This is a genomic window from Polymorphospora sp. NPDC050346 (genome assembly GCF_040655695.1).
Classification (GTDB): domain Bacteria; phylum Actinomycetota; class Actinomycetes; order Mycobacteriales; family Micromonosporaceae; genus Polymorphospora; species Polymorphospora lycopeni.
In genome coordinates this window covers 1-9,124 of sequence record NZ_JBFAKM010000081.1, presented here as the reverse complement: position 1 = coordinate 9,124, position 9,124 = coordinate 1, and the positions used below count along the sequence as shown (strand labels likewise).

The window sequence follows — 9,124 nt, the reverse complement described above, 5'->3', positions numbered from 1 at the left end:
GCGGCCGCCGGCCGGGTCAGCCGGCGGGAGCGGTCAGGGCTGGTAGAAGTTCCGCTCCCAGCGGTGCTTGGCCAGCGTCGCCCGCTGCTCCGCCGACAGCGGCTGGCCGTCGCTGACCGCGACGTTTCGCTGCACGTTGCGGACCGAGCGCATGCCCGGGATGATCGTCGACACCTCGGGCGCGTCGAGGACGAACCGCAGCGCGAGTTCGGCGAGCCGGTCGCGGGGCACCCCGAGGTCGGCGACGAGCGCGTCGACCCGCTGTTCCACCTGGGCCGGCCGGTCGCCGGCGAAGTAGTTGTTGCGGAAGTCGTCCGCGGGGAACGTCGTCGACGCGGTGATCTGCCCGGTGAGGCCGCCCTCGTCGAGCGGCACCCGGACGACGACACCGACGCCGTGCTCGGCACACGCCGGCAGGAAGCTCTCCTCCGGGGTCTGGTGGAACACGTTGTAGATCAGCTGTACGGCGTCGACGTGTCCACTTCGGACCAGGTCGAGGACGCTCTCCGGCTGGTAGTCGTTGATGGACACCCCGAAGAAGCGGATCTTTCCCTCCTCCTTGAGCGCCGCGATCGTCTCCAGCCAGTCGCCGCGCCCGATCCACTCGTCCTGCCAGACGTGGAACTGAAGCAGGTCGAAGGCTTCCAGGCCGGACGCGCGCAGGCTGGTCTCCAGGCTCTCGCGGATGTGCGCGCCCGGGAACGCCTCGTCGGGGTGGACCCCGGTGGGTGCCGGCCAGATCATGTTCGCCGGCGGGACCTTGGTCGCCACGTAGACCGGGTCGCCCCGGTGCTCGCGTACGACCTGACCGACCAGGCGCTCGCTCTCGCCGTATCCGCGGGCCGTGTCGATGAAGTTGACGCCCTGTTCGATCGCGGTGTGCAGGGCGCGTAACGACTCCTGCTCCTGCGCGCCGACCCAGTAGAGGCCGCCGATACCCCAGGCGCCGTAGCCGATCTCGGAAACCCGCAGGCCGGTCCGGCCCAGTGGACGGTACTGCACGTGGAACCTCCAGGGGATTGGATGACCGGGAAACTGACCCCGCCGGGCGCCGACGATAGCAACGGTGACACCACTTTCAGTGACCTGACTCGCCATCGGCGGTGATGATTCCGGCGGCCGCCGCGCGGTGGACCGCGTCCATTCGCGACCGTGCGTCGAGTTTGGCGTAGATGTTCGTCAGATGCCGTTTCACGGTCGCCTGGGTGACCCCCAGCCGCGCGGCGATCTGTGCGTTGTTCATCCGGGCCGCGACCAGCCGGAGGATCTCGCGTTCGCGGGCGGTCGGCGCGCGGTCGGCGGCCGGCCCGCCGGCACCGGGATCCGGTGGCGGGCCCGCCGGGTGACCGCCGAACCGGCCCAGGGTCCGGCGGGAGACCGACAGCAGCACCGTCTGCGCGTCGCGGCAGACCGACCGCGCGGCGGCCAGCAGTTCGTCGAGCAGGATCGCCTTGGTCAGGTAGGCCGCCGCGCCGCTCTCGAACACTTCGCGCATCAGGCCGTCGTCGTCGTGCATGGTGAGCACGATGACCCTGGTCTGCGGCCGGGTCCGGTGCACCTGCCGGATGACGGCGGCGGCGCCCGGACCGGGCATCTCGACGTCGAGCAGCAGGACGTCCGGGCGATGCTCGACGGCGACGGCGACGGCCTGGTCACCGGTGGCGGCCTCGCCGACGACGACGAACCCGTCGTCGGTGGACAGCAGTTCGCGGATTCCCTCCCGGAACAGGGCGTGGTCGTCGGCGAGCGCGACGCGGATGGGGTCCGCGACGACGGGCGCGCTCACGGCCGCGCCCCGGGCACGGGTACGGTGACGGCGACGGTGGTGCCGTGGCCGGTCATGCTCGACAGGCGCAACCGGCCGCGCAGCAATTCGGCCCGGTCCCGCATCGACAGTAATCCGCCGTACGAGGTGGCGATCGCGGCTTTTTGATCGAATCCGCTCCCGTCGTCGGCGACCGAGGCGTCGACGCGGTTTCCGTTGATTCCGAGCTGGATTCGAAGTGTCGCCGGATGCGCGTGACGGACGGCATTCCGGATGGCTTCGCAGAGAATCAGATACAGTTCCTCGGCGACTTCGGGCGGTAGTGTGTCCACCCGGTCCGAAACGGTCAGGTCGACCCGTACCGGTGGCGGGACATGGTGGTCCAGATAGGTCCGCAGGGCGTGTTCGATTCCGCGGTCGCTCACCGACCGGCGCAGTTCCGAGGAGAGTTGCTGGATGGTCCGGGTGGTCTCGCCGATGGTGGTGATCGCCCTGGTCAGCCTGGCCGCCGCCCGGTCCGCGTCGGTGGCGAGATAGCGCCGGTGCAGGTCCAGGTTCTGCAGCGCCAGCGCCATGCCGTGGCCGACCCGGTCGTGCAACTCGCAGGCGATCCGGCGCCGTTCCTCCTGGCGCGAGGTGCGCAGGCGCGCGGTCAGCAGGCTGTCGTGGGCGGTCGAGGCGAGCGCGGCCCACTCGGTCACCGCCCGGTGCAGGGTGATACTGGCCCTGACCAGCAGTTTCTGGTCGCCGCCGGCCCAGCGGGCGGCCAGGATCGGCAGGGCCACCTCGAAGAGCAGCGTGCCGGCCCGCAGGTAGTCGACCGGGTGGCCGGGATAGTCGGTCTCGTCCGGGGCGTCGCCGGTCCGGGCGCTGTTCCTGATGGGGCCGGCGGCGGGTGGGACGGTCCCGCCGCCGGCCGTCCCGGCCGGTGCCCCGGCGCCGTCGACGCCCGGCGCGGTGCCGAGTTCGCGGAGCACCTCGTGCACCACCCGTGCCGCCCCGCCCGCGATCGGGCCGGAAATGTCACCGGCCGGCAGGCGTCGGAGGAATTCCCGGACAACGTGCATGGCGATCGCCGTCCCGTCCACATGGGTGATTGCGTCCGATTGTTTCACCACGAAACGGACCTCCTTGGGCGGCGCTGAACGGCGTCGCCTGACACTCTGGGACACGGTAGCAGTCGTGCTGACGAGCGTCGATGAATGTCCCATTGGTGGCATGGTCCGATGTATCTACGGTGAAGCGCTTTCCGAGCGTCGGCGGGGTGCGTTTCCGCGTGTACGCCCGCCGGGTGGCAATAGTGGTTGATGAAGCTGCATAAGCAGTGAAACGGGTGGATATCAGGGGTTGCCGCCGCCGGTCGCCGCGGTCGTCCCCGGTGCCGGACCGTGCGGCTGCGGTGCCGCGGTGACCAGGGGATTCACCCGACGGGAGGATCACGTTCACCTGGCCGGGAGGACCTGGACAGCCGGCTCCGGTTGGGTCCGGCCTCATGACCGATCCAACCGCGAACGAAACCCTTCCGACGACGGAAAATCCCGCGCCGGGCAGCCTGTCCCGCCGTACGGTGCTCGGCGCGCTCGCCGGCGGCGCCGCGGTGGCGACCGGGGTGGCCGTACCCGCCGCGCCGGCCGTGGCGGCGGCCCCCGGCACGGACCCCGACGACGTACCGGCGCCCCGGCTGGGCGGCCGGCCGCTGCTGTGCGAGCCCTACCTGCTCGACCCGCAGGCGTCCACCGTGTACGTCGTCTGGCACACCGAGGAGGCCGGCACCGCACAGGTGGTGCTCGTCGGCGCCGGTGTGACCACCCTCGACGACCAGCAGGCCCTGGACGCCGCCACCGGCAGCCGCCGCAACGGCCCCGGCTGGCGGCGGATCACCGCCACCACGAAGCGGCTGACCCGGACCCGGGAGGACAGCGCCTCGGCGGTGCCCGGCCGCAGCTTCTCGGCGGTCGTCGACCGGCCGGTGCACCGGCAGCTGGCGCTGGTCGACAAGCTGCCCGCCGGCCGTACGCCGTACCGGGTGGTGTCGGTCGACCACGCCGGCCGGGCGACGGTCACCACCGTCTACACGCTGGCCCCGGTGGCACCCCGCAAGCAGGCGGTCAAGCTGCTGCTGACCAGCGACCACCAGCTCAAGAACATGACCCCGGCCAACCTGGAGAAGGTCGCCGAGACCGTCGGCGTACGCCTCGACGGCGTGCTCGTCGCCGGTGACCTGGTCAACGTGCCGGACCGGGCCAGCGAGTGGTTCGACAGCACCACCGGGCTCGCGTTCTTCGCCGGCCTGACCGGGCGGGCCAGCAAGACGCTGCACGGCCGCACCTGGCGCGGCGCGCCGCTGCTCCAGCACACCCCGATCTACCCGGCGATCGGCAACCACGAGGTGATGGGCCGCTGGTCGGACACCGCCGGCCTGGACAGCCAGTTCAACGACCCGCAGCCGCTCGAGGTGGCCCGCCAGAAGTGGCGCGGCAGCCGCCCGTCCGGTGTGGACGAGGCGACCTGGCTGGCCGAGCAGTCCTGGGACGTCACCACGTACGAGGAGATGTTCCCGTACCCGAGCAGCCCCAACGGCGGCCAGCGCTGGTGGGCCCGGACGATCGGCGACGTGCACCTGGTCACCCTCTTCGCCACCCAGATCTGGCGCTCGGCGTCGCCGACCGCCCGGGGCAAGTTCCAGGAGGCGCCGGCCGACCTGGAGAACGCGGAGAAGTGGGGCTACGGGCAGTTCATCTTCGAGCCGGTCAAGCGCGGCTCACGGCAGTACAAGTGGCTGGAGCGCGAGCTCGCGTCGCCGGCGGCGCAGCGGGCCCGGTACCGGGTCGTCATGTACCACCACCCGGGCCACGGCCTCGGCGACAACTCCGCGCCGCCGTTCACCGACCCGGTGCAGACCGTCACCCGCGACCCGCTGACCGGCAAGGTCACCGCCGTCACGTACGACTACCCGCTGGCCGACGACCACATCCTGCGCGACCTGGAGCCGCTCTTCTCCGCCAACGGCGTGCACCTGGTCCACAACGGACACTCGCACCTGTGGAACCGGTTCCGCAACGCGGCCGGTGTCAACTGGCTGGAGACCTCCAACGTCGGCAACAGCTACGGCGCGTACGACGTCTCGTCCGGCGCCAGCCGCAACCTGCCCGAGGACCCCGACCACATCCGGCAGGGCGACCCGGGTGGGCTGGCCCCGATCGTGCCTACGGTCGCCCCGCTGACCGACGCCGCCGGCAAGCCCCTGCCGTACGTCGCCAGCAACGACATCACCGTCTTCTCGGTCCTCGACTCGGGGGCGGGCGTGGTGCGGTCGTACCGGTTCGACACCCGTGACCCGGGCTCGGCCGTCGTGCTGTTCGACGAGTTCCCGCTGGCCTGACCCGACGGGGCCGGCGCGGCGTCCACCGCGCCGGCCCCGCCGCGACGGTCAGCTCGCGCAGATCGCGAACGCGCGGACCTTCCAACTGCCGCTGAAGCCGTCCTCGTCCTCGACCGCGCTCGCGGTCACCGAGGTGGTGTCCGGGGCGTGTGCGGCGGTCAACCGGACCTGTCCGTTCCCGCCGAGGATCTCGGCGCCGATCCCGTGCACCTGTCGGCCCGGCGAGCAGGTGACGGTCACCGACTTGCTGGAGACGGAGTCGTAGTCGCTGTCGTCGAGCAGCCGTTCGTAGCCGGCCGGCTGGTTGGCGCACATCGCCCGGGCGTGGATCTGCCAGTTGCCGGCGAACCCGGTGCCGTCCTCGGCACCGGCGACCGTGACACTGCCGGTGTCGATGCGCAGGTCCTCCAGCAGCACCTCGCTGTTGTTGGCCCCGATCACCGCGCCGCCGACCCCGAGCGCCACCTTGCCGAGCGGGCAGGGGATGGTGAGCCAGTCCTCGTCGACCGACGTCGGGCTGGAGGTGCCGGAGACCACCTCGAAGCCGGCCGGTGCGGGGGCGCACAGCGCCGTCGCGGTGACCGACCAGGTGGCGTTGGTGCCGGTCTCGTCCTCCCGGCCGGTGACCGAGAATCCGGTGCCGTCGACCAGCGGCAGCATGAAGTCCATGCCGACCTGCTCGGGCACCGTGCCGCCGATCCGGCCACCGCCGCCGAGCACGGTGTCGCCCGGAGCGCAGAAGGCGGTCCGGCTCTTGGCGTCGCTGTTGCGGGGGCCGACCGAGTTGACCCGGTCCAGGCCGGGTACGGCCGCCGCCGGTGCCGCGCCGAGCAGCGGCGTGATCAGTACGGCGGTCGACAGGACCGCGCCGGCGATGATCCGGCGGCGCCCCTGGGTCGTCTCGTGCTGCATCTCTGTCCTGGTTTCCCTTCGTGGTCGCCGGCTGTTCCGAAATGGACGGTCGAACGCCGGGCGGTGGTGGGGGTGCGACCCGGTCAACCCCGGGCACGACCCAACGTAGAAGGCCCCCGCCGGTGCCGACGGCCCCCGTGTGCCGCCCGACCAGCCAAGACGCCTATCGATCAATCTGAATCGGCAACCCGACTGTCGTCCTCTCGACATCTCCTTGATCGCGGTGATCAGGGACTCCGTCTCGCGTTTCGTCGGCGTGTCGTGCCACGAACTCCCTGATCACGCGGATCTTCGGGGGAGCGGGGTGCTATAGGCTCGATCACATGTCGACCGTGTCCGCCGACGGCGGCCGCCCGCCCACCCTGGAGCAGGTCGCCCGCTACGCCGGCGTGTCCCGGTCCACCGTCTCCCGGGTCATCAACGCGGTGCCGACCGTCGCCCCGGAGATCCGGGAGACCGTCGAGCGGGCCATCGCCGCCACCGGGTACGTCCCCAACCTCGCCGCCCGCTCACTGGTGACCCGGCGCACCGACTCGGTCGCGATCGTCATCTCCGAGCCCGACCGCACCAGCGGCACCCCGTTCCTCAACCGGATGTTCACCGACCCCTACGTCGGCCGGGTCACCGCCGGCGCCCAGGAGGTGCTGCTGCCGCAGAACATCCACCTCGTCGTCATCCCGGTCGACCCACCGGCCCGGCACCTGGTGCTGCGCTACCTGCGACAGGGGCACGTCGACGGCGTACTGCTGGTCAGCAGCCACGTCGACGACCCGATGCCGGGCCTGCTCGACGACCTGGACATCCCGACCGTGCTGTCCGCCCGGCCCGGTCCGCCGGTACGCGCCAGCTACGTCGACGTCGACCAGCGGGCCGGCGCCCACCTGGCCGTCGAGCACCTGGTCGGCCGCGGCCGCCGGCGGCTGGCGACGATCTGCGGGCCGCTGGACATGACCGCCGGCCAGGAACGGCTCGCCGGCTTCCGCGCGGCCCTGCTCGGGTACGGCCAGCCGGACCCGCCGGTGGTCGAGGCCGACTTCACCCGGGCCGGTGGCGAGGCGGCGGCCCGACGGCTGCTGGCGACCCACGCGGACGTCGACGGCCTGTTCGTCGCCAACGACCTGATGGCCGAGGGCGCGGTACGGGTGCTGCGGGAACTCGGCCGCCGGGTGCCCGACGACGTCGCGGTCGTCGGCTTCGACGACAGCTCGGCGGCGGCGGAGGCGCACCCGGCGCTGACCACGATCCGGCAGCCGGTGGAGGAGATGGCCGCCGAGATGGCCCGCCTGTTGCTGGCCCGGATCCGTGACCCGCGCCGCCTGTCCCGCGCGATCCTGTTCCACCCCACCCTGGTGATCCGCGCCTCCACCTGACCACCCCCACCCGCGCCCGCCCCGCGCGCGCCGGCCCACCCCGCCCACCCCGCGCGGGCTGCGCGCCCGCACCCCACCCCGAGAGCGCCGCGATCATGGGGATCAATGCCGCAAATTGGGGCGCGATCTTGGCGACAACTCCTCGATCAACGCGGCCGGCGGCCACCCCACCCCCGGGGCAGCCTCGGGGCGGGGCAGAACGGGGCAGGGCAGGGGGCCGCGCCCGTGCCCTCGGCGTGGGCACGGGCGCGGCGGCTTGGGGCGACCGGGGTCAGGGGCGGCCGTTCACCCCGCACTTGATGATCGGGCGGATGCAGTCGTTGACCCGGCGGGCCATCTCCGCCTCCGGCCAGGCGTTGAAGAAGTCGCCGTGCATGGTGTAGCCGGGGCCGGACGCCAGCCGGAACCGGGCCGGGTCGCCGTTGACCGGATAGCGCAGTACCTGGCGCAGTTTCGGCACCGGGACCGGGTGGCTGGCCGGGCAGGCGCCGGCGACCGGATAGGCCATGTGGCTCTTGTGGTCGGGCGAGTCGAGGTCGCGGCCGTTCCAGCACTGCGGGAAGTCCAGATAGGACTCCAGCATGGTGCCGGTCGGGCAGTTGACGAAGTTCGTCGACGACCCGACGTGGCCGGCGTGCAGGCACGACCAGCGGGCGATGGTGTTGTCGCCGGGGCCGGTCGCCCGGGCGTTGCCGGCGACGATCCGCAGGCCCAGCGGCAGTGGCTGGGTGCGGGCGATGATGTCGTCGCGTACGCCCTCGCCCAGGTAGTAGAAGGTGGTGCCGGTCGGTTCCACCGGCGCGTTGTTCACGTACAGGGTCGGTACCCAGTACGACGACACGTCGATGCTGGGCGAGCAGGTGCTGGTGCTGCCGAGCAGGTCGTCGAGGTCGGTGTGGGCGTTGGTGACCCGGCTGCCGAAGAAGCTGTGCATGTGCGAGGCTCCGGGCAGCCCGGGGAAGATGATCGGGTCGTCGGGCAGCCGGTGGCTGTACGGGCACTCGGCGAGGAACTCGGCGACGCGGACGATCGGGCCGCCGGGCGGTGGTGCGCCGCCGGTGCCGTACACCTGGAATTCCCACAGCGAGACGCCGTACGGGGTGGCGCGGGCGGTGGTGTGGACGCGGACGTACCGGCCGGTGCCGGAGACGGCGAGGTCCTGCACCCCGCCGTTGCCGTTGGTGGTGGTGTGGACGGTGGTCCAGTTGGTCGCGTCGGCGGAGGTCTGGACGGTGAACGCGCGGGCGTACGCGCTCTCCCAGCGCAGGACCACCCGGTTGACGGTGGCGGTCCCGCCGAGGTCGACGCGTATCCACTGTGGATCGGCGAACCCGCTGGACCAGCGGGTGCCGTTGTCGCCGTCGACGGCCGCGCTGGCGGGCGTGCCGCCGTTCTCCGTCGACGACGCGGTGGCCGACCGCCCTTGCGAGAGCAGGGTGTCGGCGGCGCCGGCCGGTAGGGCGGTGCCGGTCAGGTAGCTGGCCAGCAGGACGAGCAGCGCGCCGGTGGCGGCCGCCCTCCTGGTCCGGATCTTGCGAGGTGCCCGTCGCATGGTTGCCTCCTTGGCTTCGATGGCATACGAGGGGGCCCGGTGGCGGTGGCCCGCCAGGTGATGGCCGCCCTCGCCCCGCACCTGCAGGGGGCACTGCAGGGCAAGCGCACGGCCGCGGAGGCGCTCGGCGACGCGGCCACCGA

Annotated in this window: 7 protein-coding genes; 2 read left to right on the top strand and 5 right to left on the bottom strand. The window is 72.2% G+C overall.

The genetic code is table 11. From position 1 onward, the window contains the following. Positions 1-33: 33 nt before the first annotated feature. The 3 genes from AB0I42_RS36865 to AB0I42_RS36855 form a co-directional block, all read right to left on the bottom strand. Positions 34-1,002 (bottom strand): aldo/keto reductase, encoded by a 969-nt coding sequence (locus AB0I42_RS36865; RefSeq protein ID WP_357544413.1) that lies wholly within the window; start codon positions 1,000-1,002, stop codon positions 34-36. Between the two features lie 76 nt (positions 1,003-1,078). Continuing rightward, positions 1,079-1,786 carry a response regulator transcription factor gene (locus AB0I42_RS36860; RefSeq protein ID WP_357544412.1) on the bottom strand — a complete coding sequence of 236 codons (708 nt, stop codon included), beginning with the start codon at positions 1,784-1,786 and terminating at the stop codon, positions 1,079-1,081. Next, positions 1,783-2,883, bottom strand: a complete 1,101-nt coding sequence (locus tag AB0I42_RS36855; RefSeq protein WP_357544411.1) for an ATP-binding protein — start codon at positions 2,881-2,883, stop codon at positions 1,783-1,785. The genes AB0I42_RS36860 and AB0I42_RS36855 overlap by 4 nt, the downstream gene beginning before the upstream one ends. Before the next feature lie 374 nt (positions 2,884-3,257). On the opposite strand from AB0I42_RS36855, the gene AB0I42_RS36850 reads away from it, so the two are divergent. Further along, positions 3,258-5,147: a hypothetical protein gene (locus AB0I42_RS36850; RefSeq protein WP_357544410.1), complete on the top strand. Its 1,890-nt coding sequence runs from the start codon at positions 3,258-3,260 to the stop codon at positions 5,145-5,147. Positions 5,148-5,195: 48 nt separating this feature from the next. Here AB0I42_RS36850 and AB0I42_RS36845 read toward each other — a convergent pair whose 3' ends face one another. Beyond that, positions 5,196-6,059 carry a hypothetical protein gene (locus AB0I42_RS36845; protein WP_357544409.1) on the bottom strand — a complete coding sequence of 288 codons (864 nt, stop codon included), beginning with the start codon at positions 6,057-6,059 and terminating at the stop codon, positions 5,196-5,198. A gap of 323 nt (positions 6,060-6,382) precedes the next feature. Between AB0I42_RS36845 and AB0I42_RS36840 the strand changes: the two genes are divergently transcribed. Continuing rightward, a complete protein-coding gene (locus AB0I42_RS36840) occupies positions 6,383-7,429 on the top strand; it encodes a LacI family DNA-binding transcriptional regulator (RefSeq protein ID WP_357544408.1) in 1,047 nt (348 codons plus the stop codon). A 271-nt stretch (positions 7,430-7,700) separates the two neighbouring features. On the opposite strand, the gene AB0I42_RS36835 is transcribed toward AB0I42_RS36840, so the two are convergent. After that, entirely contained in the window at positions 7,701-8,981 is a 1,281-nt protein-coding gene (locus tag AB0I42_RS36835) for a DUF1996 domain-containing protein (protein ID WP_357544407.1), read from the bottom strand. Positions 8,982-9,124: the final 143 nt, after the last annotated feature.

Bases quoted from the DNA above. Each gene is read 5' to 3' on its own strand.
- AB0I42_RS36840 (WP_357544408.1), top strand. From the start codon at position 6,383: ATGTCGACCGTGTCCGCCGACGGCGGCCGCCCGCCCACCCTGGAGCAG.
- AB0I42_RS36850 (WP_357544410.1), top strand. From the start codon at position 3,258: ATGACCGATCCAACCGCGAACGAAACCCTTCCGACGACGGAAAATCCC.
- AB0I42_RS36845 (WP_357544409.1), bottom strand. From the start codon at position 6,059: ATGCAGCACGAGACGACCCAGGGGCGCCGCCGGATCATCGCCGGCGCG.
- AB0I42_RS36835 (WP_357544407.1), bottom strand. From the start codon at position 8,981: ATGCGACGGGCACCTCGCAAGATCCGGACCAGGAGGGCGGCCGCCACC.